21 protein-coding genes are annotated in these 23,804 nt (G+C 65.8%); 5 read left to right on the top strand and 16 right to left on the bottom strand.

Going from position 1 to position 23,804, the window contains the following annotated elements; all coding sequences use genetic code 11:
* Positions 1–44: 44 nt before the first annotated feature.
* From ACRVY7_RS08335 to mshA, 5 genes are all read right to left on the bottom strand, one after another.
* The gene (locus tag ACRVY7_RS08335; RefSeq protein WP_049699850.1) at positions 45–383 is read right to left on the bottom strand and encodes a GNAT family N-acetyltransferase; all 339 of its coding nucleotides are present in this window, start codon (positions 381–383) and stop codon (positions 45–47) included.
* A 54-nt stretch (positions 384–437) separates the two neighbouring features.
* On the bottom strand, positions 438–1,184 hold the full coding sequence (locus ACRVY7_RS08340) for a phosphoglyceromutase (RefSeq protein WP_049699851.1): 747 nt from the start codon (positions 1,182–1,184) through the stop codon (positions 438–440).
* Positions 1,185–1,320: 136 nt separating this feature from the next.
* Complete coding sequence (locus ACRVY7_RS08345) at positions 1,321–2,928, bottom strand: AMP-binding protein (protein ID WP_431816706.1); 1,608 nt, start codon at positions 2,926–2,928, stop codon at positions 1,321–1,323.
* Positions 2,929–3,023: 95 nt separating this feature from the next.
* The gene (locus tag ACRVY7_RS08350; protein ID WP_049699853.1) at positions 3,024–3,632 is read right to left on the bottom strand and encodes a type III secretion system chaperone family protein; all 609 of its coding nucleotides are present in this window, start codon (positions 3,630–3,632) and stop codon (positions 3,024–3,026) included.
* A 42-nt stretch (positions 3,633–3,674) separates the two neighbouring features.
* Positions 3,675–5,012 (bottom strand): D-inositol-3-phosphate glycosyltransferase, encoded by a 1,338-nt coding sequence (gene mshA, locus ACRVY7_RS08355; protein ID WP_431816707.1) that lies wholly within the window; start codon positions 5,010–5,012, stop codon positions 3,675–3,677.
* A gap of 179 nt (positions 5,013–5,191) precedes the next feature.
* Here mshA and ACRVY7_RS08360 point away from each other — a divergent pair, with 179 nt between their 5' ends.
* From ACRVY7_RS08360 to ACRVY7_RS08370, 3 genes are read left to right on the top strand one after another with little or no spacing between them, the layout of a single operon-like run.
* Positions 5,192–6,109 carry a metal ABC transporter solute-binding protein, Zn/Mn family gene (locus ACRVY7_RS08360; protein ID WP_431816708.1) on the top strand — a complete coding sequence of 306 codons (918 nt, stop codon included), beginning with the start codon at positions 5,192–5,194 and terminating at the stop codon, positions 6,107–6,109.
* Positions 6,106–6,918 carry a metal ABC transporter ATP-binding protein gene (locus ACRVY7_RS08365; RefSeq protein WP_431816709.1) on the top strand — a complete coding sequence of 271 codons (813 nt, stop codon included), beginning with the start codon at positions 6,106–6,108 and terminating at the stop codon, positions 6,916–6,918. The genes ACRVY7_RS08360 and ACRVY7_RS08365 overlap by 4 nt, the downstream gene beginning before the upstream one ends.
* Positions 6,915–7,838: a metal ABC transporter permease gene (locus ACRVY7_RS08370; protein ID WP_049699858.1), complete on the top strand. Its 924-nt coding sequence runs from the start codon at positions 6,915–6,917 to the stop codon at positions 7,836–7,838. The genes ACRVY7_RS08365 and ACRVY7_RS08370 overlap by 4 nt, the downstream gene beginning before the upstream one ends.
* A 229-nt stretch (positions 7,839–8,067) precedes the next feature.
* On the opposite strand, the gene ACRVY7_RS08375 is transcribed toward ACRVY7_RS08370, so the two are convergent.
* Complete coding sequence (locus tag ACRVY7_RS08375; RefSeq protein ID WP_431816710.1) at positions 8,068–8,616, bottom strand: DUF2599 domain-containing protein; 549 nt, start codon at positions 8,614–8,616, stop codon at positions 8,068–8,070.
* A 36-nt stretch (positions 8,617–8,652) separates the two neighbouring features.
* Here ACRVY7_RS08375 and ACRVY7_RS08380 point away from each other — a divergent pair, with 36 nt between their 5' ends.
* Positions 8,653–9,783, top strand: coding sequence for a beta-mannosidase (locus tag ACRVY7_RS08380; protein WP_431816711.1), 1,131 nt, complete (start codon positions 8,653–8,655; stop codon positions 9,781–9,783).
* A gap of 6 nt (positions 9,784–9,789) precedes the next feature.
* Here ACRVY7_RS08380 and ACRVY7_RS08385 read toward each other — a convergent pair whose 3' ends face one another.
* Genes ACRVY7_RS08385 through ACRVY7_RS08400 form a run of 4 tightly spaced genes read right to left on the bottom strand, consistent with a single transcriptional unit; the run spans position 9,790 to position 16,515 of the window.
* A complete protein-coding gene (locus ACRVY7_RS08385; RefSeq protein ID WP_431816712.1) occupies positions 9,790–11,466 on the bottom strand; it encodes an ArnT family glycosyltransferase in 1,677 nt (558 codons plus the stop codon).
* On the bottom strand, positions 11,463–13,058 hold the full coding sequence (locus ACRVY7_RS08390) for a glycosyltransferase (RefSeq protein ID WP_431816713.1): 1,596 nt from the start codon (positions 13,056–13,058) through the stop codon (positions 11,463–11,465). Before ACRVY7_RS08390 ends, ACRVY7_RS08385 begins: the two co-directional genes overlap by 4 nt.
* On the bottom strand, positions 13,055–14,593 hold the full coding sequence (locus ACRVY7_RS08395) for a hypothetical protein (protein ID WP_431816714.1): 1,539 nt from the start codon (positions 14,591–14,593) through the stop codon (positions 13,055–13,057). The genes ACRVY7_RS08390 and ACRVY7_RS08395 overlap by 4 nt, the downstream gene beginning before the upstream one ends.
* The gene (locus ACRVY7_RS08400; protein WP_431816715.1) at positions 14,590–16,515 is read right to left on the bottom strand and encodes a hypothetical protein; all 1,926 of its coding nucleotides are present in this window, start codon (positions 16,513–16,515) and stop codon (positions 14,590–14,592) included. The genes ACRVY7_RS08395 and ACRVY7_RS08400 overlap by 4 nt, the downstream gene beginning before the upstream one ends.
* Before the next feature lie 286 nt (positions 16,516–16,801).
* Between ACRVY7_RS08400 and ACRVY7_RS08405 the strand changes: the two genes are divergently transcribed.
* Positions 16,802–17,626, top strand: a complete 825-nt coding sequence (locus tag ACRVY7_RS08405; protein ID WP_431816716.1) for an alpha/beta fold hydrolase — start codon at positions 16,802–16,804, stop codon at positions 17,624–17,626.
* Here the strand turns inward: ACRVY7_RS08405 and ACRVY7_RS08410 are convergent.
* The 6 genes from ACRVY7_RS08410 to ACRVY7_RS08435 form a co-directional block, all read right to left on the bottom strand.
* Positions 17,597–19,192, bottom strand: a complete 1,596-nt coding sequence (locus ACRVY7_RS08410; RefSeq protein ID WP_431816717.1) for a carboxylesterase/lipase family protein — start codon at positions 19,190–19,192, stop codon at positions 17,597–17,599. The genes ACRVY7_RS08405 and ACRVY7_RS08410 overlap by 30 nt on opposite strands.
* Positions 19,193–19,259: 67 nt before the next feature.
* Complete coding sequence (rlmB, locus tag ACRVY7_RS08415; RefSeq protein WP_431816718.1) at positions 19,260–20,213, bottom strand: 23S rRNA (guanosine(2251)-2'-O)-methyltransferase RlmB; 954 nt, start codon at positions 20,211–20,213, stop codon at positions 19,260–19,262.
* A gap of 27 nt (positions 20,214–20,240) precedes the next feature.
* Positions 20,241–21,629, bottom strand: a complete 1,389-nt coding sequence (gene cysS, locus ACRVY7_RS08420; RefSeq protein ID WP_049699867.1) for a cysteine--tRNA ligase — start codon at positions 21,627–21,629, stop codon at positions 20,241–20,243.
* Positions 21,630–21,640: 11 nt separating this feature from the next.
* Entirely contained in the window at positions 21,641–22,126 is a 486-nt protein-coding gene (gene ispF / locus ACRVY7_RS08425) for a 2-C-methyl-D-erythritol 2,4-cyclodiphosphate synthase (RefSeq protein WP_431816719.1), read from the bottom strand.
* Between the two features lie 64 nt (positions 22,127–22,190).
* On the bottom strand, positions 22,191–22,886 hold the full coding sequence (ispD, locus tag ACRVY7_RS08430; protein WP_049699869.1) for a 2-C-methyl-D-erythritol 4-phosphate cytidylyltransferase: 696 nt from the start codon (positions 22,884–22,886) through the stop codon (positions 22,191–22,193).
* A 22-nt stretch (positions 22,887–22,908) separates the two neighbouring features.
* Positions 22,909–23,397, bottom strand: coding sequence for a CarD family transcriptional regulator (locus ACRVY7_RS08435; RefSeq protein ID WP_049699870.1), 489 nt, complete (start codon positions 23,395–23,397; stop codon positions 22,909–22,911).
* Positions 23,398–23,804: the final 407 nt, after the last annotated feature.

Consider the following 23,804-nt stretch of genomic DNA (forward strand, 5'->3'; position numbering starts at 1 on the left):
CGCACCGTTCCACCCGCATTACGTGACACCGCCGTCGCTTGCATTCAGGAGGTGACCGACGCCACCAGGTCGGCGTACTCGGGGTGCTGGTCGATGTAGTGACGAACGTACGAGCAGACCGGCACAACCTGCTTGCCCTGCGACCGGATGTCGTCGAGGACGGTCCGAACGAGCTGGCCTGCGTACCCGCGTCCCGAGTAGGCGTCGAGGATCACCGTGTGAGTCAGAATCACCTGGTAGGGCTCCGACACGTAGTCCAGGTACCCGACCAGCCGATCGGTGGGTTCGACGTCGCGCGGATCGGACTCGGGATCGGTGAGGATCGCCTCGTACCTCTCCTGCGGTGCCGAGTGGACTATGCGCAGGGTTCCAGAATCGGCCATGCAACCAATGTAACCGCGGTCACAGCAACCTGCCCGTGACAATTGGGTTACGGACTACTTCTTACCCTGCGCCGCGACGGCTGCAGCACCTGCGGCAGCAGCCTCGGGATCGAGGTAGGTGCCGCCGGGGTTGAGCGGTTTGAGGTTGTCGTCGAGGTCGTAGCGCAGCGGGTTACCCGTCGGGATGTTGAGCGCGGCGATGTCGGCGTCGGAGATGCCGTCGAGGTACTTGACCAGCGCGCGCAGCGAGTTGCCGTGCGCGGCGATGAGCACCGTCTTGCCGGCTTTGAGGTCGGCGGCGATGTCGGATTCGAAGTACGGGATGAGTCGCTCGACGACGTCCTTGAGGCACTCGGTCAGCGGAACCTCGGGGAGGTCGGCGTACCTGGGATCATTCGTCTGGCTGTACTCCGAGTCGGGTTCGATCGGCGGCGGCGGGGTGTCGTAGGAGCGGCGCCACAGCATGAACTGCTCCTCGCCGAACTTCGCGAGGGTGTCGGCCTTGTTCAGACCCTGCAGGGCGCCGTAGTGACGCTCATTGAGACGCCAGTCGCGGACGACCGGAATCCAGATCCGGTCGGCGGCGTCGAGCGCGATGTTCGCGGTGGTGATCGCGCGTCGCAGGAGCGAGGTGTAGAGGACGTCCGGCAACAGATCGTGCTCGACGAGCAGCTCGCCCGCGCGCGTCGCCTCCGCTCGACCCTTGTCGGTCAGCGCGACGTCGACCCAACCGGTGAACTGGTTGGACGCGTTCCATTCGCTCTCGCCGTGCCGCATGAGAATCAGGGTGCCGTTGCTCATAGGGGTCAGTTTTCCATACAGAGGCTTTGCACGGGGGCTTCACCCGAGCCTCCACACGGGGTCGACGGGTCACCGACAAGAGCGGGCCGCCCTCGGAAGTATCCGAAAGCGGCCCGCTGCCTTGCGATCTGGGTGGCTACTTGCGCAGATCCTTGCGCAGGATCTTGCCGGAAGCCGACTTCGGGATGACCTCGATGAACTCGACGGCGCGCACCTTCTTGTGCGGCGCAACCTTCGCGGCGACGAAGTCGATGACCTCGGCTTCGGTCAGCTCCACATCGGACTGCTTGACGACGAAAGCCTTCGGGATCTCCTCGCCGGACTCCTCCTCGATGACACCGATGACTGCCGTGTCGGCGATCTTCGGGTGCGTGAGCAGCAGCGCCTCCAGCTCGGCCGGCGGCACCTGGTAGCCCTTGTACTTGATGAGCTCCTTGAGGCGATCGACGATGTAGACCGATCCGCCGGCGTCGAGCTGGGCCATGTCGCCGGTGTGAAGGAAGCCGTCGGCGTCGATGGTGTCGTTGGTGGCCTGCTCGTTGTTGAGGTATCCGAGCATCACGTTGGGTCCGCGGACCCACAGTTCGCCGGGCTCGGACAAGCCCTCGCTCGGCACCGTGAACTCTTCACCCGTTGCCGGGTCGACGATCTTGTTCTCCGAGTTCGGAATTGGCCAGCCGACGGACGAGAGCGGCGGTTCGTCGAGCCCCAGCACGGCCTGCGAGTCAACCGGGATGAGGTGGCTGACGGGCGAGAGCTCGCTCATGCCGTAACCCTGCAGCATGTGCAGATTCAGCCGCTTGGCGACCGCCTTGCCGAGCTCGTCGTCGAGCGGCGCCGCACCGGAGAGCATGGTGTGCAGCGACGAGAGGTCGTAGTTGTCGATGATCGGATGCTTCGCGAGAGCCACCGCGACGGGCGGCGCGATGAACGCGTAGGTGACCTTGTAATTCTGGATGTTCTCCAGGAATTCGACGAGATCGAACTTGGCCATCACGACGAGGCTCGCGCGGGCGCGCAGTGCGGCGTTGAGTAGAACGGTCATGCCGTAGATGTGGAAGAACGGGAGGACAGCGACGATCACGTCGTCGCGCGCCATCCCCTGCAGTGGGGCGATCTGCGCGACGTTGGCCACGAGATTGGTGTGAGAAAGCTTGACGCCCTTGGGGTTTCCGGTGGTACCCGAGCTGTAGGGCAGGACGGCGACGTGCGTCGCCGGGTCGAATGAGACATCCGGCGCCGGCAGATTGGGGCCGAGCAGGTCGGCGGCGTTGGGATGGCCCGACGCCTCGACGCCCTCACCGTCGAGGATGACGACGGCGTCGTCGGCGATCCCGACCTCTTTGGCGGCCTCGAGAGCCTGCGCGGCCATCGGCGAGATGGTGACGAGCATCTTGGCACCGGAGTCGGTGAGCTGCTTGGCGATCTCACGCGCGGTGAACAGCGCGTTGATAGTCGTGGCCGTCGCACCCGCGCGCAGCACCCCGTGGAAGACGGTGGCGAACGCGGGAATGTTCGGTGACAGGATTCCGACGACGTCGCCGACGCCGATGCCGCGCGCCGCGAGAGCGCCTGCGGCGGCGTTGATCTGGCCGATCAGTTGGCGGTACGTGGTCTTCGTGTCGGTCTTGGGGTCGACGAGCGCGACGCGGTCTAGGTCGTCATCGGCGATACTGCCGAACAGGTAGTCGTAGACGCTGACATTCGGGATCTCGACATCGGGGTAGGGACTCTTGACGCTCATGGCACCTCCGTTGGTAAATCAGTCAAATAGGATCTTACCAACGGCTGTTGCCACGATGTGACGGCCCTCTCTGCATCCCGCCTGCTCGCGCACCGTCACTCGTCGAGCTGCGCGCCTCCCGCAGGACCGTCCTGCGCGGCGTCGACCACCGAGGAGGGCTCGTAGCGACCTTCGAGCGGCTCCCCCGGCTCGGGTAGCGATTCCTTGTCGATGAGGTGCTCGAAGGCGAGCAGATTGCGGAGCGACTCTCCACGCGAGACACGCCATGCCCATTCGCGGCGGATCGACGTCGCAAACCCGAGCTCGAGGAGCGTGTTGAAGTCGCCGTCGGCGGCTTCGAGAACCTGGCCGAGCACGCGGTCGATCTCGTCAGATGTCAACGCGTCCACCGAGATCCGACCCACCAGATAGATGTCGCCGATGTTGTCGATGGTGTAGGCGACACCGTAGAGCCGACGATTGCGCTTGAGCAGATAGCGGTAGACTGCCTCGTGGTTCTCGTCGGCGTGACGACAGACGAACGCCTCGACGCGCACCCCGTACGGACCCGCGGTCAGCAGGACCGTCGTCTTGAGCTTCTTCTCTCCGGGCAGATCGAGGATGACGTGTTCGGATTGTGCTCCGCCGGAGCTCTTTCGGCTGTAGGGGATGTCGCGCTCGGTCAGCGACTTCTCCAACAGTTCGAGATTCTCGATGTGGCTCATCGCTATCACTCCTGACGACGCTGGGTCGGTTGGATGTTCGGATCAGACATTCGCACGATGACGACGCCGCCACCGTCTCGACGCGCGCCGCGCGGCGCCTGTCGGGCTCACCCGTGCGCCGGGGGCCGCGGCAAACGAGGCCATCGCGCGGGAGTAGCTCTCCTGCAACGCATCTGCGGTGTGTTCCCAGGAGAAGTTCTCGGCGTGCGCACGTGCGTGTCGACGCATCGCGGCCAGTTCGTCCGGAGAACCGATCATCTTCTCCAGCGCGTTGGTCCAGTCGCCGATGGCGTGGCCGTTGACCAGAACACCGCTGCGTCCCGATGAGACCGCGACCGACAGCCCACCGACATCGGCCGCGATCACGGGTGTACCGCAGGCCTGCGCTTCGATCGCGACGAGACCGAACGACTCCGAATAGCTGGGCACCGCAACCACATCCGACGCCCGATACACCTGCGCGAGCTTCGCGGACGGCTGCGGCGACAGGAAGATCACCTCGTCGGAGATACCCAGTTGCGTGGCGAGATCAACCAGCGCAGAAGGCGTTTCCAGACCGGAACCCGACGGACCGCCGACGATGAGCACCCGCACGGGGCGATCCCCACCCCGCGACCTCTCGATCAGCGGAGCCGCGGCGCGCAGCAAGACGTCGGGAGCCTTCAGCGGCTGGATACGCCCGACGAACGTCAACAGCGTTGCGTCAGAAGGCAATCCGAGTTCGGCGCGCGCCTGCTCCATCGAGCCGGGGGTGTAGCAATCGAGATCGGCTCCCGGCGTGACGATGTCGATTCGCGCCGGGTCGGCGTGATACATCGAGACCAGTTCATGCGCCTCGGTCGCGGTGTTCGCGACGAGACGATCAGCCTCGTCGACAACCTGCTGTTCACCGATCACGCGCAGCATCGGTTCCGCGGTGTCGCCCGCGGCAAGTGACGCATTCTTGACAGCGGCAAGGGTGTGCGCGGTGTGCACCAGCGGAACTCCCCAGCGATCCCGCGCGAGCCAGCCGACCTGCCCCGACAACCAGTAGTGCGAGTGGATCAGGTCGTAATAGCCGGGGCGCTGCTGCGCCTCGGCCCGCAGCACGCTGGCGGTGAACGCGCACAACTGCGTCGGCAGATCGCGTTTGTCGAGTCCTTCAAATGGTCCGGCGACCACGTTGCGCACGGTGACGCCGGGCGCGGCCTCGACGATGGGCGCATCCGACGACGACGTCGCTCTGGTGAAGATCTCCACCTCGACGCCGCGTCGGGCGAGGCGCTGCGCGGTCTGCCACACGTACACGTTCATGCCGCCGGCGTCGCCCGTGCCGGGCTGCGCCAACGGAGAGGTGTGTACCGAGACGAGCGCGACTCGCCGCGGCCCCCTGAAACTCATTACTCCACTGTAGAGAAGGTCCGGCGGCCGACGATCCTCAGCACACCCGAACAACGCAGGTAGACGGGCGCTGCCGCGCTGATCGTTGCGTGCGAACCGACCCCGCAGCGCGGCGTCGTCGATCATCACCTACACTTCTTTCGGTAACGATTGTCATTAGCGAAACGGGTAGGCGAACGATGAAACGCGCAGTCCTGGCACTGACCACGGCCCTCGCCGTCGGCGGGGCACTGACACTTGCCGGTTGTTCTGGCGACGACTCGGGCAGTTCCGACGGCAAGCCGACCGTCGTGACCTCGACAAACGTATGGGGTGCCGTCGCGTCGGCCGTCGCGGGAGACAAGGCGTCGGTGACGGTGTTGTTCAACGATCCGACCGGCGATCCGCACGAGTTCGAGCCGTCCGCGGCCGACTCGGCCAAGGTCGTCGACGCCGACGTGGTGCTGATGAACGGCGGACACTACGACGAGTACATGGAGAAGGCGTCGCAGAACACCAAGGGCTCCGTGATCAACGCCTTCGACACGATGACCGGCCACCACGAGGACACCGACCACTCCGCGCACGGTGAGACCAACGAGCACGTCTTCTACAACCTGCCCGTCGTCGGCCAGGTGGCCACCGAACTCGCCGACGACCTCGCCGCGAAGGACGAGGCCAACGCCGCCACGTACCGCGACAACGCCAAGGCGTTCAACGAGAAGATCGACGGTCTGCGCGGATCGCTCGCCGATATCAAGAAGGCCCACGACGGCACGAAGGTCGCGCAGACCGAGCCGCTCGCGGCGTACCTCCTCACCGAGGCGGGCCTGCGCGATGTTGCCCCGGAAGGCTTCACCGCGGCCGTCGAAGAGGGACAGTCGCCGTCGGCCGCCGACCGCGCCGCGATGGAGGATCTGCTCCGCAAGCGTGAGGTGCAGGTGTTCATCTACAACACCCAGGCCGTCGACGCGGTCACCGAAGCGTTGCTGTCGATCGCGAAGTCTGCCAACGTTCCTGTTGTGGAGTTCACCGAGACACTGCCAGCGGGCCAGAACAGCTACATCGACTGGCAGCAGGAACAGATCGCTGCGCTCGCCTCGGCACTGCCGGCGTGAGCGGGTCCGATTCCGACGGTCGCGAACCCGTCGCCTCGTTCCGGCACGCCCGACTCGCCTTCGGTGAGCGGGTGCTCTGGGATGATCTCGATCTCGACATCATGCCCGGCGAGTTCGTCGCGGTCCTCGGCCCCAACGGCTCGGGCAAGACGTCGTTTCTACGCACGCTGCTGCATCAGTACCCGTTGTCGGCGGGTGAGCTGACCGTCACCGACCAGGTCGGATACATACCGCAGCAGCACGCGGACGACGCCGACTCGATGGCGATCCGCGGTCGCGACCTCGTCGGATTCGGAGTCGACGGCGCGCGCTGGGGTCTCGGCATCCGCGGGCGTCGTGCGCGCAGAGCGAAGGTCGACGCCGCGCTCGCCGAGGTCGACGCGACCGAGTTCGCGGACGCACCCGTCGGCCTGCTGTCCGGCGGCGAGCAGCAGCGGCTGCGCGTGGCCCAAGCGCTCACCACCAATCCCGAACTGCTGCTCTGCGACGAACCGCTGGCCAGCCTCGACCCGGCCAACCAGGAGCGGGTCGTCGAACTCATCGACAAACGACGCCGCGACGCGGGCACAGCCGTCGTGTTCGTCACGCACGAGATCAACCCCGTGCTGCCGTACGTCGATCGCGTGCTGTACCTCGTCGGCGGCCGATTCCGCATCGGCACCACCGAGGAAGTGATGAACACCGCGACGCTGTCGGAGTTGTACGGCAGCGACGTCGAGGTGTTGCGGGTCAACGGTCGGTTGCTCGTCGTCGGCGGTGAAGAGGACGCACACCACTGCACCGCTCCCGAGGGGCTTCCCGCGACATGACGATCAGCTCGACCCCAACCGACCTCGCCGCCGGGCAGACGGTGCTTGCCGCCGACGTGCACTGGAGCGACTTCTGGGACTTCTCGGTGACAGCGGATCTGCTGCACTACGACTTCGTGCTGCAGGCCATGCTCGCGCTGGCGCTGCTCGGACTGCTCGGCGGCGTACTGGCGCCGCTGATCGTCGTGCGACAGATGTCGTTCGCGGTGCACGGCGCGAGCGAACTGTCGGTGACCGGCGCCGCCGCCGCACTGCTGGCGGGCATCAGCGTGAACATCGGCGGGATCATCGGCGCCGTCGTGGCCGCCGGAGTGTTCGGCTATCTGGGAAACAAAGCGCGAGAACGTGATTCGGTCATCGGCGTGGTGATGGCGTTCGGGCTTGGTCTCGGCGTGCTGTTTCTCGCGCTCTACGGTCGGATCGGCACGGGCTTCGCGCTGCTGACCGGGCAGGTGGTCAGCGTCGGCGTACAAGGCCTGACCGCGATCGCGGTCACCACCGTCGTCGTGCTCGCAGTGCTCGCGGTGATCTACCGGCCGCTGCTCTTCGCGTCGATGGACCCGAGGGTCGCCGAGGCGAACGGCGTTCCGATGCGCACGCTGTCGGTCATCTTCGCGATCCTGATGGGACTCGCCTGCGCGCAGGGCGTGCAGATCATCGGCGCGCTGCTGGTGATGTCGCTGATGATCACCCCCGGCGCCGCCGCGGCCCGCCTGACCGCCAACCCCACCCTGATGATGGTGCTGTCGGTGATCTTCGCCGAGGTCGCCGCCGTCGGCGGGCTGATCCTCTCGTTGGCCCCCAAGCTGCCGGTCTCGGTGTTCGTCACGACGATCTCGTTCGTGATCTACGTGATCTGCCGCCAGATCGGCGCGCGCCGCGAACACACGACCCGCCGCGCCATCGCCGCCGCGGGGTAGGGGTTTGGGCGGGGCTGTGATCGGAGCGGGTCTTGCGGCCCGCGGCGCTGGCAGAAAGTAGGGGAAGAGTTCTTTCCGCGGGATGTTCACCCTTCCTCTAGCAACAACTCGAGGAAACGTACACAACCCGAGGAAGGGTTCCTTCCCCTACTTTCTGCGCCGCTCGACGACCCTTCCCCCACTTCCCGCGCACCGCCGAGACGCCCGCCGAGCCAGAACGCGCCGCGCCTCACTCCTCCGGCGCGCCGGGGTTGCAGCGGGTGGCGATCATCGTCGAGTCGTCGACGACGGGTCGCTGCGGTTCGATGTTCCAGCTCGGTTTGTTCGGGTCGACCGCGCGGGCGAAGTTCCAGTGGCACACGAACTGCGCGTTCATGCCGGGGGTGTCGGCGTCGGGGGCCAGCGCGAGCACCTCGCGCCAGGCGACCTGCGCGCCGTCGTCGGCGATGCTCGCGCGGCCGTTGGGCGTTGGATAGATCTGCAGGCTCGGTCCGACGGCCGTGCTCACCCACGTGACATGGTCGACGTATGGCGGCGGGTGCGCCGGATCGAGGACTGCAGACACCGACGGGGCCCCAGACACAGCACCCGACGGCGCCCCGGAGCCAGACGCAGCATCCGACACACTCGACTCGGCCCCAGACCCCGACACACTCGATGCCGACGCAGACGTCGGCGCGCTCGACGTCGAGTCCGCGCCGCAGCCAGTCAGCGCGAAGACGAGCGCCACCATCAACGAGAGCACCGCCGCGGCGCGCGTCGTCCGGAATGTTCTCACCGCTTCGACGGTAGTCGGCGGAGTAGGGTTCGAGGCGTGACCTTCCGGCACGCGCTCCGATTCTGCGTGATCGCTGCGCTGGTCATGGTCTTCGCCGCCGCGTGCGGCCAACCTGCTCCCAGAACGCTCGACGACGAGTCGGCGGCACCCTCGGCGCACCACGACTTCGCGGGCAGGGTGGCGACGACAGAAACCGGGCTCACACTCGACGGACGCACCTGGTTTCCCGCAGGTTTCAACAGCTACCAACTCGGCACCGATTGGGCGATCAATGTCGGATGCGGCGCCCAGGTCGATCTCGACGAGTACTTCGGCAAGCTCCCTCCGCGTGCGCTGACGCGGTTCAACCTCTACTCGGCGTTCATCGTCGACAAGAAGACCGGCAGAGACAACTTTTCACGACTCGACGCCGTCTTCGCCGCAGCCAAGCGGCACAACCAGATGATCCTGCCGGTGCTGACCGGAAGCTCCGGCGCGTGTGAGAACGAGAAGTTCAAAGAGCGTTCCTGGTACCAGAGCGGTTGGCGCACAACTGAAATCGCCGCGGAAATGACCTTCGACGACTGGCTGTCCACTGCGATCAAACGCTGGCACGACGAACCGACGCTCGCGGGCTGGGAGCCGGTCGGAGAGCCCGAGGCGAGCAACTGCGGAGCCACGGGATGCGCCTGGCAGACACGTACCTGTCCAGCCAACGGCGCGGCGGTTCTGCGTACGTTCTTCGACGAAATCGGCCAACGCATCAGGGCCATCGACTCCAAGCACCCGATCTTCGCAGGCTTCGTCGGGGGCGACCAATGTGGGCTCACGGGAGGCGATTACGCGCGCGTCGCCGCATCCCACGGCCTCGACGTTCTCGACTACCACGACTACAGCGCGGGCGGCGCGATCGCACCAGGTGGCAGCAATCTCCCTGCGCGCCTTACCCAGGCAAGGAATCTCGGTAAACCGTTGGTGGTCAACGAGATTGGGATCGAGGCCGGGTCGTGTCTACCACTCGACACTCGCGCACGCCAGTTCACCAGCAAGTACGAGTCGCTACGCTCCGTCGGGGTCGCGGGTGCCCTGCTGTGGGCATTCGTCCCCGACCCGCGGCTCGACGACTGCACGTTCGACATCGGCTACGACGACCCCGCCTGGCAGGTCGTTGCACGCGAAATCTCCTGACAGCTCTCACGAAGTCCGCGGATTCACCTCGTACACACGCCAGTTCGGCATGTTGGCGCCCTGGTTGCGGGCCTCGAGGACGAGTGTTGAGATCTGATCGCCGTTGTCATACAGCGTGGGGTATCGAATGTTCAATGCGTCCGACGACCCGCGGCCGGCTCGCGGCACCGCGAGCAGAAACCGCACTCCGAACCGAGCGGGTTCGTTCAAGATCTGGTCGAAGTCCTGATCCGACGGAATCACGAACTGCTTCGGATGTCGGGACTGCACGACGACGGCGAAACCGTAGACGGTGTCGGTGAGCACGCTGCCCTCCGGCAGATGCAGCGAGTCGAGGTACTCTGCGAGCGCCCGCTCTGTGGAGAACGACCGCAGCACTCGCGCTTCGTCGAGGTAGCGCTTCTCCGTCGAATCGGGTTTGGGCGCAACGACAGAGCGGTATGCGAACTCCTGCGGCGCATACTTCGGCGACGTCATGCCTGCAGCGGTGACGGGGAGTCCCACCACGAATGCGAGGACCGCGACAGTGCCGATCACGCCGTAGCGCCACCCTCGTCCTGCGCGCGGATTCGCTTGCGGCAGTGACGCTCGCGGTCCGAGTCGACGATACGGTTCGGTGCGACGCGCCGGGGTGGCGAGCAGCGCGGTCACCGCGGCCAACAGGATGATCGTCATGTAGAAGCGCAAGAATCCGAAAGTGGTTCCGCGGACGTAGCTCAGTACCTGAAACGCAACAACAGCACCGATGATCAGGACCGGTACCGCGAGCGGATACAGCCGGTGCCGGCGAATACGCACCCACGCGACGAGAACGAACAGCACAAGGTAAAGCGGCGCAAGGATAAGTAGTTCGGTAATCGAGAAACGCAGCGCCTCAATGCCGGTCGCACTGCCCGTGCCACCCGACTGATCGATGATCGCGGTGTTTCCGTACTGCGAGGTGAACTGCGCGAACGCCTGGCCTGTGATCAGCCAACTCGTGATTGCCCAGACGATGAACGCCAGCAGGCTCGGCGACGCGACGAGCACGACGTCGAGCAGCGCCCGCTGCGCGCGCAGCCTGCGCCCGACTGCCTTGTCGGAACGTCGATAGGTCACGAATGCCACAAAGCACCCTGCGACAAATGCTGCGACCGCGCCGTCGTATCTCGTGAGGTAGGCGAGGCCGAGAGCGATTCCGGCGACTATCAATTCGTGTACGTCATCGGTGTCGACCCACCGGATCAACCGTCGGACGGCCCACGCGAGAAAGAAAATGTACGGCGCTTCGCTCATCCCATTGGCCCCGTACAGGACGATCATTGGGTTGATCGCGAACACGAGCGTCACGATGACGGTCATCGCCGGGGGCAGTGCGCGGTCGCGCGCCACCCCCGACACCTGCACCACGGCGCCTGCCATGAACGCCGACGACATGATCGCGGCCGACAACGCGTCGGTCGTCATCTGCGGCCACCACACCGACAGCGCGGTGAGCGGTAGCTGCACCAGCGCGGTCAGGGGTGTGAAGATGAATCCTATTGCGGCCAAGTGGGGATCCCGACTGAACAGCACGCTCTGCGCTGCTTGCACGCGCGCCAACGAGTCGCCGAAGTAGGCGTGCACGCCGACTGCCAGATATACGCCGAAAGACAGGTAGGCCAGCCACACGACGAGCCACAGCGCGACGGATCGACGGGTCATTGAGCCGCCTGCGTCGACGAAGCCGTACCCGACGAACCCGTACCCGACGAAGCCGACGCGTCAGAAGCACCGGAAGCGTCAGACGTGTCAGACGGACTGGCGTCGGACGTGAGCCCGTGTGCCGTCTTCTCCCAGTACGACGGCCGAAACAGCAACTGCCACATGCCCTTGATCGCCGCGATACTCATCATCACCCAGTAGAACGGGACGATGAGCCCCGACCAGAGCAGTTCGCCACGGTCGTCTTCCCGATTCGCGACGAGCGTCATGTAGATCGCCGCGCTGTTACCGATGACGAACGAGATCAGCGACAGGTAGTAGATCGGCCCGGGGAAGAGCTGCGCGACGAACGCCGGCTGCCCGGCGATCCACACGATCAGGATGAGCCAGAAGATCATGTTCATACACGCGATGAAGGGAGTGCCCGCGATCAGCAGGGTGAACCGAGTCATCCCGAGCAGACCCATGAAGTGGAAGAGGCGCCGCGGCCTGCGCATGTGCACGAGCCACGTCTGCATGTAGCCCTTGTACCAACGCGACCGTTGACGAATCCAGTTGATGCCGTCCACATTTGCTTCTTCGAGCGTGACCGAGTCGAGCACCGCGGTGCGGTAACCCTCGCCTGCGATGCGCACCCCGAGATCGGCGTCCTCGGTGACGTTGAACGGATCCCACGCACCGAGCTCGATGAGCATGTCCTTGCGGAAGTGATTCGACGTCCCGCCCAACGGAATCGTCGCCTTGCTGACCATCAGTCCCGGCAACAGGTAGCCGAACCAGATGCCGTAGTCGGCCGTGAACCATTGCGTGAGAACGTTGTCGGTGACGTTGTAGAAGCTCAGCTTGCCCTGCACGCAGATGACGGAATCGTCGTCGAGTTCACGAAACGTAGCCACCACCCTGCGCAACTGGAGCGGGTCGGGGTGATCCTCCGCGTCGAAGATTGTGACGATATCGCCTGTGGCGAAATGCAATCCGTAGTTGCAGGCTTTCGGTTTGGTCCGCGGATCGCCGGGCGGTGTGAGCACCGAGGTGATGATGGGCGACGAGTCGACCGCGTGAGCGGCCTCGATAGTCGGGGCGTCGTCCTCCTCCAGCAGCAGCAACACCTGCAGCTTCTCCTGCGGGTATTCGAACGACTCCATCGCCTCGATCAACTGTCCGACGACCTCCGGTTCACCGTATGCGGGAACCAGCACGGTGTACTTCGGCAGGTCGTCGTCGGCGATCGCTCGCGCCGCCTCGTCGGAGATCCGGATCGCACCGTTGACCAGGCCCAGCCGAAATGTGTTGAGCCGCTCGATGAGCGAGACGATGTAGATCACCGTCGCGATCGACACCAGCGTCGCCGCGGTACCGACCGGCCAGAACACGAATCCGACGACGATGACGGCGACCACGACGGCACCGATGATCTTCTGCGTCCGACTGAACGCGACCGACGCGGTCATCATCGGATCTTCGCGACGCAGCCGGTTGATCGCGTCGTCGAGCGCTGCAGTGCGGTACTTCTCGTCCGAAAGCAGTTCGTCGACTTCTTCTTTGGTGGTAGGCGAGGCGAATGTCGGTTGCTCCGATGCGGATTCGGTCATGGCTGATCCTCCCGCCGTACGCCGGACAGTTGTTCGTTGACGATGTCGCGCCCGGCGTCGAGTACCAGCTGCCGGTCCTTGAAATCAGGGCGGTCGTCGCGGGTCACCGCGTTGCCCCGCAGCGTGATGTCGACCAGCGCACGCAGATTCGTCGCGATCGTCAGGTCGGGTTGCGGGAAGTAGGCGTTCGGCTCGTGGTTGTCGACCGACCACACCGACACCTGCTGCGCGTGCGTACCGTTGCCCCATAGCCAGGTGAGCAGGGTGTAGGTGAGGTACCTCCTGTCATCGAGGATCACCTCGAGAACTGCTGGGATGCCGTGCGGCAGTACTACATTGACAGAGTCGGAGAAGCGGTCACCGAACAGGTCGTAGGTGAAGGTCTGCGGGTAGAGGTCGAACTGCAGCGGGTACAGCGTTTCGATCGTGTCGACGACCACCTTGCGCGGACGGGACTCCTTGTCGAATGCGATATCCCCGGATCGCTGGATCAGATTCTGTCGCGCCAACTGCGCACCGCGCCCGTAGAGGTTGTGGGCGAAGTCGTAGCGCAGCGTCGGCCCATCCTGGCGCCACTCGGGTGGCACCGCCAACGGTGCCTGGGTCGACAATCCCGCGATCGTCGTCACCGGCGTAGCCACCACTCGCTGAAACGGCAGGAGCAGCGTGATCACAGCACTGACCACGAGCACGCAGATGGCACCCGCTTTGACCGTCTCGACGCCCGGCTCGTACAACGGGCGGTCGAACGGACGCGATGTCGTGTGCCGACGGCGATGCAGGTACGCGATCAATCCGACGACGAAGACGCTGCCGACCGCGGGGAGTGCCTGAAACGCGAAGAGCGGGGCGTCGGGATGCAGGATGTGGACAACCACGACGATCACGACCCCGAGCACGACCGCCGCGATGAAGCCGATCAGGGCCGACCGTCGATCACGACCGATCGCGATTGCGGCGGCCACCGCCCCGAACACCGTCATCACCAGACCCGCGGACAACTCGTTGCCACCGATACTCAGCAACGCGACCCGGTACACGATCGGAAACGTCACCAGTCCGAACAGCCACACCCAGTGGTAGCGCATCGTCGGCCGCAGCCCAAACATCAGGATCGAACCGCCGAAGAAGAACGTCAGCAGGCCGAGGATGTCGAGGTGCGTCAGCAGATACAGCGAACCGGTGAACCGGTTGGTCAGCGCGCCGTCGAAGCAGAACGACAGCAGCATCACGATGACACCGACGATGATGTCGGTCTGACGATCGCGGATCGCCCGCTCCTCGTGGCGGCGCAATGTGACCCCGTACGCGGCCATGGCGACAAGGACCAGCACCACGAGGATGTAGCTGAGATCCGACTCGTATACGAAGATCTCGCGGTACCACTGCCCGATGTTGTGCCAGTAGGCGACAACCGTCGCCGCGACCAGCAGCAGCCACCTGAGGAGCAGCCGCGAGACAATCGACCTACCCGCACTCCGCGATTCCTCCGACGACGCGCCGGAGGAGTCAGCGGGTGCCTCGGTGACGGTCATTGCGCGCTGTCGTCACCGGTGTGTCGACGCCGCAGCAGCTTGAGTCCTGCGGCAACGATCAGGAACAGGATCACCGCTCCCAGGATCACCGCCACGACGACGAGCCACCCCAGCGGATGACTGTTCGACGTCTCGTCGTGGGCACCCGCGTCGGCGTCGACCGTGATCGGATCGCGGCCAGAGATCTTCAGCGCGGCGTCGCCCGTCGCGTTCGAGGCGTTGTCGGAGAACCAGCGCACCAGATCGTCGAGGTCACCGACGTCGTTGGTCGAGGTCGCGACCAGCATGCTGCGGTCGTCGGACCGCGTCACCTGCAGCGACCCGAACTGCACCTGCGGATTCAGCGTCACCTTCGATTCCGCGCCGGACGACGAGCGCACGGTGACCGTCCCCGACTTCTGCGTCACCGGCAGCGCGACGCCGTCGGGTAGTCCCTGCCCGTCAGCGGCGATCAGCACCGCAGGCTGTGTCGACGACGCGGCGTCGGACATCGAGACCACGTCGACGCCGAGCGGCACCGCGGACAACCGCTGCATCGTCGTCATGATCGAGACCGCGCGCGCCACGTCGGGGACGTCGCCCTTGGTCCATGCCAGTTGCGTGCGCGGCATCAGTGACTGTGGCATCGAGCCGAGCCCCGCGGGGATCGGCGGATCTGCGGGCGAGCTACGTATCTCGCCTGCCGCAGAGACGCTCAGCGACCCACGGGTCCCGTTGCCGCAGCCCTCTTTGACGTCGCCACGTTCGAGCGTGACGACCAGCCCGTTGTACCTGCTCAACGCATCGTTTGGCAGGTCGACCCACTGGTTGAACGCACCCGAGTCATCGGTCTTGATCGTCGCGATGACGCGATCGCCCAGCCGTACCGATACCACCGGCGACGACCCGTTCGCCGCCGGTGTCGCCGATCCGATGAGTTGCACACGGATGTCCTGCGACGGCCTGCCAAGGCGGGTCTGGTCGATCCCGAGCGTGATCGACGGCCATGCCGACGACGTAACGATCTGATCGTTGATGCCCAGATCGGCCAGCGTCTGCACCTCGGGAGTCAGCTGCGGCGCGTCGTGCAGCGGACCGGCGACCGCGGAGGAACTCTGCGCGATCGGCGACAGATTCGACGTCAGAGCCCGCGCCTGGTTGGTCAGCTCGTTGGCCTGACCGCCGATCACCAGATAGGCCGCGCCGTTCTGATTCTCGACGCTCAGCCCGGCGGGCGCCGCGCTGCTGATCACGATCTGCCGTTCGAGCGAATCCGGTTGACCGCTGGGCACGAGCGAGCCCGCACCCAGTGACGCGACGTCGATGTCGAAGTCGGCGGTGCCGTAGTTCGACGCGACGGACGTCGCCAGACCGACGGCCGCCGACGCCTCGGCACTCGTCGGGTTCTGCGGGACGAAGATCGTGAGCTTGCGCAGGATCGGGGGAAGGAATTCGGCGACATTTCGGGGGATCGCCTCGCGCCCGGTGAAGGAGAGCGTCGTGTCGCGGATGTGGAACGCGTTGTCCGGGTCGAACTGGCAGATTCCGCTCACGGTCAGGTAGGCCCGCAACGTGATGTCGGCGGCGTTGCGGGTCACACGAACACCCGCCAGCGGCAACTCGATCGGCGAGTTCGGCGCCGGATTGATCGGCGTCCGCGAGATCACCCGGTCACCCTGCAGAACGTCGACCGTCCCGCCGGTGACGAACGGCGGGACGTCGGTAAATCCGCTCAATTTGTCCGGCGTCAGGTTCTGTGGCGCTGGAATCGAGACGCTGACCTGGGCCTGCTGGCCCGCAAAGGTGATGTCGGGAGCCGCCCCGATCGATCGCAATCCCAGCGGAGGTGGTGTGTCGCCCTGCGCTGCCAACGCGTCGCCGACTCCGGATAACGCCAGCACTGCACACAGTGCCGCGGCGATCACAACAATCCGACGGCACATGCCCACTCTGCACACCCAATCCCCCGTGACGGGAACTCCACCGATCTCGCCTCAATGCGTCTGGCCGGAAGCACTTGCACGTTTGAGGTTAATGCTGTGCAGATGCGACTGTCAGCGAACACACATCAGCGTGTCAGCGTTGGGACGGGTGACCTGCCGCATGTGTGCTGCCGTTGCAGTTTCGAGTCCATTCCGTGTCCACAGGCTCCACGGCTTCTGGAAGCATGGGCCGCATGTCCAACGGCAGTTGTCGCCGCCTGGGAGGGTTGGCCGGAGAATCGAGCGGATGATCGACGCACATTTCCGCAGTGCATCACCGAGTGTCGGCGACCGCGCCGACGGTGGAAGCTACATCGACATCAACGGGGATTTGCTGTGGCATTTTCAAGGTGGCGACCCGATGGGTCCGCCCACCGTCCTACTGCACGGCTCGTTTTCGTCGGCGTCGAGTTGGGGTGCGCAGTTCGGCGACTTCACCGACGCGGGCCTTCGCCTGTTCGTACCCGAGCGCAGCGGTCACGGCCACAGCCCCGACTGCCCCGGCCCCTACAGTTTCGCGTCGATGGCCGACCAGGTCATCGCCTACCTCGAGAATGTCGTGCGCGGCCCCGCGAACATCGTCGGCTGGAGCGACGGTGGCGTCATCGCCCTGATGATCGCGCAACGCCGTCCCGAACTCGTGGCCCGGATCGTGACAACGGGTAGCTATGTCAACCGGCACGGACTCACGGTCTCCGCACTGACCGACCGCCTCGACGAGAGCGACGAGAAGGTCGTCGCGTGCCTTCGGGACTGCTTTCTGCACGACGACGGAGAACACCACGGCAGGGAATCCGACGTCGTCTTCGACAAGACGGTCACCATGCTGCGCTTCGAGCCGGAATTCGAGAGCACCGACTTCGCGGCGGTGGCTGCCCCGACTCTCGTCATCGCGGCCGACTGCGGAATCGTTCGGATCGAGCACTCCGTCGACCTCGCGGCGACCCTGCCCAACGGTCGGCTCGCCGTTCTCCCCGGCACCCATATCCTCCCGTTGGAGTCACCGCACCTGTTCAACCCACTGGTGCTGACCTACCTGGCGTCAGATCCCCCGAGCAGCGTCGAACTCTGACTCGATCGGGCCATCGTCGACGATCAGGCCGGTCCCCCGATGCCAGGCGAGTCTGCGTTCGCCGTCGGGATCGGCTTCGACGCGATCGGTCCTGTCGATGACCAGGATCTCGCGGTCGTCCTCGAAGTAGCGCGGCCAGTCGTCGCCGGGGACGCCGGTGCGCGCGAAGGCTCCCCACCTCGACTGCACGTCGGCGGTCACACGCGCCACGGCACGCCAGTCCCCGACGCTCAGCGGTGCACCGAGAGCCGAGCGGTAGGCACCGAACACCGCGAACAGTTCGGTCGCGTGCGTCGCTCCGACGCCGAGCTTGCCGAGCACCTTGGTGAAGAAGTCGTAGCGGTAGGTGTAGGTAGGCGCGACGCGACTGTGCCCGTCGGCGAAGGCCACCGCTGGCGCCCAGAAGGTCGCGTCGGCCGACAGTCGCAGCCGTTCGCCCGGACCCGCATAGAGCGCGGAGATCTGCTCGCGGGCACCCTCGTCCTCGACGCGCAGGAGCATGCGCTCGGCGTCGGGAAGCATGTTCCACAGCTTCTCGAAGAGTTTGCCCTCGTCCCGGTTACCGCCGACGATCAGCGGAACCGGGTGTGTTTCGCCTGCTCGCGCCGCGTCGACCGGTAGTTTCGGCAGCAGCGCGCTGCCCGCGACGGGCGCGAACGGTACCGGCTCCGGGGTCTGCGCCCTGGCGGCGAAGCGCATCAGCCGATTGCTCGCCCGGAAGATCTGCTCGGGGCTCGCGCCGTCGAGGAGTTCACGCGCGGTGACGGGATCGATCGGCTCTTCGCGATCGTCGAGGTCTCCGGTGCGACGCTCCGGGTCACGCAGCAGGCGCAGGAACTCGTCGGCGAACGTTGTCGCGCTCGGCTTGCTCACGACGAGTTCCGGCGCGGGACTCTCGGCGATCGCGCGCGCGAACAAACCCTTGGCTTCCGGCGTCGCGAGCAGCGTCAAGACCGCCGATCCGCCCGCACTCTCGCCGAACACCGTCGTGTTGTCCGGGTCGCCGCCGAATGCCGCGATGTTGCGCTGTACCCAGCGAAGCGCGGCGAGCATGTCCGACAGTCCCGGGTTCTCGTCGAAGGTGCGTTCCGGCGTCGAATAGTCACTGAAATCGAGCATTCCGAATGCCCCGAAGCGGTACTGCACAGTCACAACGACGACGTCCTGCGCGCGTGCGAGCGCCGCGCCGTCGTACAGCGGCGTCGCCGCGGTACCGAGGATGTATGCGCCGCCGTGGATGAAGACCATCACCGGGCGCGGCGTCGACGACTGCTCCTCGGGAGAGAAGACGTTGAGCGTCAGGCAGTCTTCGCTGGTCGGTACGTAGCGCCCAGGACCCGTCGCCGTGAATCGACGCTCCTGGATGGCGGCGTTGCCGAATGCCGTGCAGTCGCGAACACCTGGCCACGGCGCCACCGGCTGTGCGTCGCGAAAACGGCCCTCACCGACGGGCGGAGCCGCGAACGGAATGCCCTTCCAGCTGATGGTGCCGCGTCGGGCGCGTCTTCCCCTGAGACCCCCGACAAGTCCGTCGGTCGTGGTCACGATGGTGTCGATCAGCGTCATTGCCTCAACCTAACGAACGTCGGGCGACCACGGTCACACAGGTCCGATGGGACGCCTGCCGGCAGGGCTACTGCTGACGACGCTGGCGCGCGAACTCGGCGAGCACCACGCCCGCGGCGACCGACGCGTTGAGGCTTTCGACGTCACCTGCCATCGGGATCGAGAGGATCGAATCGCACGTCTCGCGCACGAGCCGCGACAACCCCTTGCCCTCCGATCCGACGACGATCACGGTCGGCCCGGTGCCGTCGTAGTCGTCGAGCGTCACGTCGCCCGCGGTGTCGAGGCCGACGATCTGCGCGCCGGTCTCCGCCCACTCCTTGAGCGTGCGGGTCAGGTTCGGTGCCTGCGCGACCGGTAGGCGCGCGGCTGCGCCGGCACTGGTCCGCCACGCCACCGCGGTGACACTCGCGCTGCGGCGCGCCGGGATCACCACGCCGTGCCCACCGAAGGCGGCGACCGAACGGATCACCGCGCCGAGATTGCGCGGGTCGGTGATGTTGTCGAGCGCGACGAGAAGCGGCGGGGTGCCAGACTCCATGGCGTCGCGCATGAGGTCGTCGGGGTGCGCGTACTGGTACTCGGGCACCTGCAGTGCGACACCCTGATGAAGTCCGTTGGCCGACATGCGGTCGAGTTCCGGCTTGCCGACCTCGAGGATCGCGATGCCCTTGTCCGCCGCGAGTTTCACCGATTCGGCGACGCGGTCGTCCGGTTCGCTGTTCACCGCGATGTAGAGGGCAGTCGCGGGAACTCCCGCGCGCAGACACTCCAGCACCGGGTTGCGGCCGAGCACGTACTCCGGACCGTCGTCTTTGCGACGCGGATTCGGCCTTCCCGCAACGCTTTTCCCGGCGGCCTTCGCCTTCTTGTGCGCGGCATGGTACGGACGGTCGACGGCCTTGGGTGTCGCGCCACGGCCTTCGAGTCCGCGTCGACGCTGCCCACCGGAGCCGACGGTCTGCCCCTTCTTGCTGCCCGATTTGCGCACTGCGCCACGGCGTTTGGAGTTTCCGGCCATCGTTGTCGTCCCGTCCGCTTGAATTGCTTACTTGCCCTTGAGCGCCCAGGTGGGGCCGTCGGGAGTGTCGGTGACCTCGATACCGGCCTCCGACATGCGATCTCGCACAGCGTCGGCCGTCGCCCAGTCCTTGTCGGCACGCGCCTGTGCGCGCCGACCGAGTTCCGCATGCACCAGTACATCGAGCGCCGACATCGCATCGGTCTCGTCGGAACCTTCCAACCAATGCTCGTCGAGAGGGTCGACGCCGAGCACATCCATCATCGCGCGAACGGACTCGGCGGCGGCAACCGCTGCCGCGCCGTCGCCCGCCTCGAGAGCGGTATTGCCCTCACGCACGACGTTGTGGATCGTCGCCAACGCGGCGGGCACGCCGAGGTCGTCGTCGAGCGCCGCGGCGAAGTCGGGATGCACCTGCCCCACGGCGACCTGGCCCACGCGCGAAACAACCCGTCCCACAAACGATTCGATACGCCGATATCCCGCGGCAGCCTCGGTGAGCGCGCCGTCGGAGTACTCGAGCATCGACCGGTAGTGCGCACTACCGAGGTAATAGCGCAGTTCGACGGCCCGCACCCGCTGCAGCATCGCCGGGATCGCCACGACGTTGCCGAGCGACTTGCTCATCTTCTCGCCACCCATGGTGACCCAGCCGTTGTGCAGCCAGTACCGAGCGAACGGATCGCCTGCGCCGTGCGCCTGCGCGATCTCGTTCTCATGGTGCGGGAAGATCAAATCCATTCCACCGCAATGGATATCGAACTCGGGACCGAGCAACGACGTCGCCATCGCCGAGCATTCGAGATGCCAGCCGGGCCGGCCAGGACCCCACGGCGTCGGCCACGACGGCTCGCCCGGTTTCGCGGCCTTCCATAGGGTGAAGTCCTGCGGGTTGCGTTTGCCGGTGCCGGCACTCTCGCCCTGATGCATGTCGTCGAGCTTCTGCCCCGACAGCGCACCGTAATCGGGGAGGCTGCGGACGTCGAAGTAGACGTTGCCGTCCGAGGCGTAGGCATGTCCGCGCGCGATGAGTCGCTCCATGTACTCGACCATCTGCGTCACGAAGCCGGTCGCGCGCGGTTCGGCCGACGGTGGTTGCACGCCCAGCGCGTCATACGCCTTCGAGAACTCGCGCTCATGCGTCGCGGCCCACTCCCACCAGGGTCGCTCCGCTTCGGCGGCCTTGCGCAGGATCTTGTCGTCGATGTCGGTGACGTTGCGGACGAACAGGACGTCGTCGCCCTTGTACTCCAGCCAGCGGCGCAGTACGTCGAACGCGATGCCGCTGCGCACGTGACCGATGTGGGGAACGCCCTGCACGGTTGCGCCACACAGATAGATCGTCACTCGGCCGGGGTGCAGCGGCACGAAGTCGCGCACCTCTCGAGCAGCGGTGTCATGTAGGCGCAAGGTCACGACGTGCGATTCTACCGGTCGCCCGGCGTCGGATCCGCCTCGGTCACCAGCGCCGTCGCCACTGCGGCCACACCCTCGCCGCGGCCGGTCATACCGAGGCCGTCCGTTGTCGTCGCCGAGACCGAGACCGGAGCACCGAGCGCGTCACCGAGAACCTGCTGCGCCTCCCCACGGCGCGGACCGATCTTGGGTGTGTTCCCGATCACCTGAACCGCGGCGTTGACCACGACCAACCCGTCGTCGGCGAGAAGCTGCGACACGTGCGCGAGCATCGTCACGCCCGATACCCCGTCCCATTCGGGCCGTCCGGTGCCGAACACCGAGCCGAGGTCGCCGAGACCTGCAGCCGACAGCACGGCGTCGCACAGTGCGTGCGCACCGACGTCGCCGTCGGAATGCCCCGCACATCCGGGCGTGTCGGGAAAGAAGAGCCCGACCATCCAACACGGAGCGGTCGGGTCGAGTGCATGTGCGTCGGTACCGATGCCGACTCTCATCGAGTTGCTCCTGAAGTCTTCGGGCGTCGTTTCATCGGGCACCGTCTTGTCACCGTGCGCTGCGTCATCGCGCGACTTCTTGCACCAGATCACGGGCGATGCGGAGGTCCCACGGCGTGGTGATCTTGAAGGCCAGAGGGTCGCCCGCGACGACGTGGACGTCGATACCGATGCGCTCGGCGAGTCCGGCATCGTCTGTGGCAAGGCCGGAGTCGTCTGCATGCGCTGCGATCAGGGCGTCGCGGGTGAAACCCTGCGGCGTCTGGATTGCGCGGAGTGGTTCGCGATCGACGGTGTCGAGCACCCGGCCAGAACCGTCGACGCGTTTGAGTGTGTCGGCCACCGGCAGTCCGGGCACCACAGCGCGATGTCCGGCGAGCACGGCGTCGACGACTGCGCGGAAGACGCGGGGAGGTGTGAACGGGCGCGCGGCGTCGTGCACGAGCACGATGTCGGCGTTGCCACTCACCGCGATACCGGCACGCACCGATTCAGAACGGTGAGCACCACCGGCCACAACGACGGCCGACGGAACGAGTGCAGCAGCATGCTCGACGAGATCAGCGGGAACGACGACGACGACCTCGGCGTTGATGTCAGCGTCGAGGACGCCATGGACACAACGCTCGAGGATCGTCGATCCGCCGAGGTCGACGAATGCCTTGGGCTGGTCGAGTCCGAGTCGGGTACCCGATCCAGCCGCAGGGATGATGACGCTGGTCAACGGTCCGCCGGGTGTCGGCTTGGTCCCTTGGGCCACGTCTATCAGTAGCCGGTCAGCGTCAAGACGCCGCGGCCAGCACCTCGTCGAGGATGCTGGTGGCCCTCTCGTCGTTGGTGTTCTGTGCGAGCGAGAGCTCGTCGACCAGTACGCGACGAGCGCGGGTCAGCATGCGCTTCTCGCCTGCGGACAAGCCACGATCCTGCTCGCGGCGCCACAGGTCGCGCACGATCTCGGCGACCTTGATGATGTCGCCGGAGATCAGCTTCTCCTGGTTGGCCTTGAAACGTCGGGCCCAGTTGGTGGGCTCCTCGGTGTGGGGTGCCCGCAGCACCTGGAACACCTGGTCGAGTCCCTCTTGACCGACGACGTCTCGGACGCCGACATACTCGAGCTTTGTCGAGGGAATCTGGACTGTCATATCACCATCGGCAACCTTCAGAACGAGGTATTCGATCTGCTCACCTTTGATGGTCCGGGTAACGATGTCTTCGACCCGGGCAGCACCGTGATGGGGGTAGACAACGGTGTCGCCAACTTTGAAATTCAATGTTCCGTGCCCCTTTCGAGTAGGCCCAGTCTAGCACGGGGGTCATTTGGGTCACATCCAACGGTGCAGGTCAAGGCACTACTGCGTGGTCGCAGACCCTCGAGTTTCACCGTTGCAGCAGGTGAGCGGGTAAGGCCATAACAGCCTCGGCGACTACGCGCAAGAGCTCGCTCCACAGCCCTTTGCGAGACCGATTTCGACGGCCCGCCCACCCGCGTTCGAGACGCGCGAGATCCGGCTCGCAGATACCAATCCGGTACCCCGTCGGGCTTTTGGCACGCCCGCCCACTACGCTGCGTAGTGCAGGGTTCGCGCCAAGCGATTTCGGCCTTTCGATTACCTGGGAGGAACGGGTGTCTGTGTCATCGCAGAATGAGGCAACTCGGAGTGGGACAACTCGGAGTGGG

Source organism: Gordonia jacobaea (assembly GCF_965344965.1).
GTDB classification, from domain to species: Bacteria; Actinomycetota; Actinomycetes; order Mycobacteriales; family Mycobacteriaceae; genus Gordonia; species Gordonia jacobaea.

Coding starts and splice junctions, on each gene's coding strand:
- ACRVY7_RS08385 (WP_431816712.1), bottom strand. CDS start 11,466: ATGACCCGTCGATCCGTCGCGCTGTGGCTCGTCGTGTGGCTGGCCTAC.
- ACRVY7_RS08400 (WP_431816715.1), bottom strand. CDS start 16,515: ATGTGCCGTCGGATTGTTGTGATCGCCGCGGCACTGTGTGCAGTGCTG.
- ACRVY7_RS08335 (WP_049699850.1), bottom strand. CDS start 383: ATGGCCGATTCTGGAACCCTGCGCATAGTCCACTCGGCACCGCAGGAG.
- ACRVY7_RS08350 (WP_049699853.1), bottom strand. CDS start 3,632: ATGAGCCACATCGAGAATCTCGAACTGTTGGAGAAGTCGCTGACCGAG.
- ACRVY7_RS08340 (WP_049699851.1), bottom strand. CDS start 1,184: ATGAGCAACGGCACCCTGATTCTCATGCGGCACGGCGAGAGCGAATGG.
- ACRVY7_RS08390 (WP_431816713.1), bottom strand. CDS start 13,058: ATGACCGAATCCGCATCGGAGCAACCGACATTCGCCTCGCCTACCACC.
- ACRVY7_RS08345 (WP_431816706.1), bottom strand. CDS start 2,928: ATGAGCGTCAAGAGTCCCTACCCCGATGTCGAGATCCCGAATGTCAGC.
- ispF (WP_431816719.1), bottom strand. CDS start 22,126: ATGAGAGTCGGCATCGGTACCGACGCACATGCACTCGACCCGACCGCT.
- rlmB (WP_431816718.1), bottom strand. CDS start 20,213: ATGGCCGGAAACTCCAAACGCCGTGGCGCAGTGCGCAAATCGGGCAGC.
- ACRVY7_RS08370 (WP_049699858.1), top strand. CDS start 6,915: ATGACGATCAGCTCGACCCCAACCGACCTCGCCGCCGGGCAGACGGTG.
- ACRVY7_RS08410 (WP_431816717.1), bottom strand. CDS start 19,192: ATGACGCTGATCGACACCATCGTGACCACGACCGACGGACTTGTCGGG.
- ACRVY7_RS08395 (WP_431816714.1), bottom strand. CDS start 14,593: ATGACCGTCACCGAGGCACCCGCTGACTCCTCCGGCGCGTCGTCGGAG.
- ACRVY7_RS08405 (WP_431816716.1), top strand. CDS start 16,802: ATGATCGACGCACATTTCCGCAGTGCATCACCGAGTGTCGGCGACCGC.
- ACRVY7_RS08360 (WP_431816708.1), top strand. CDS start 5,192: ATGAAACGCGCAGTCCTGGCACTGACCACGGCCCTCGCCGTCGGCGGG.
- mshA (WP_431816707.1), bottom strand. CDS start 5,012: ATGAGTTTCAGGGGGCCGCGGCGAGTCGCGCTCGTCTCGGTACACACC.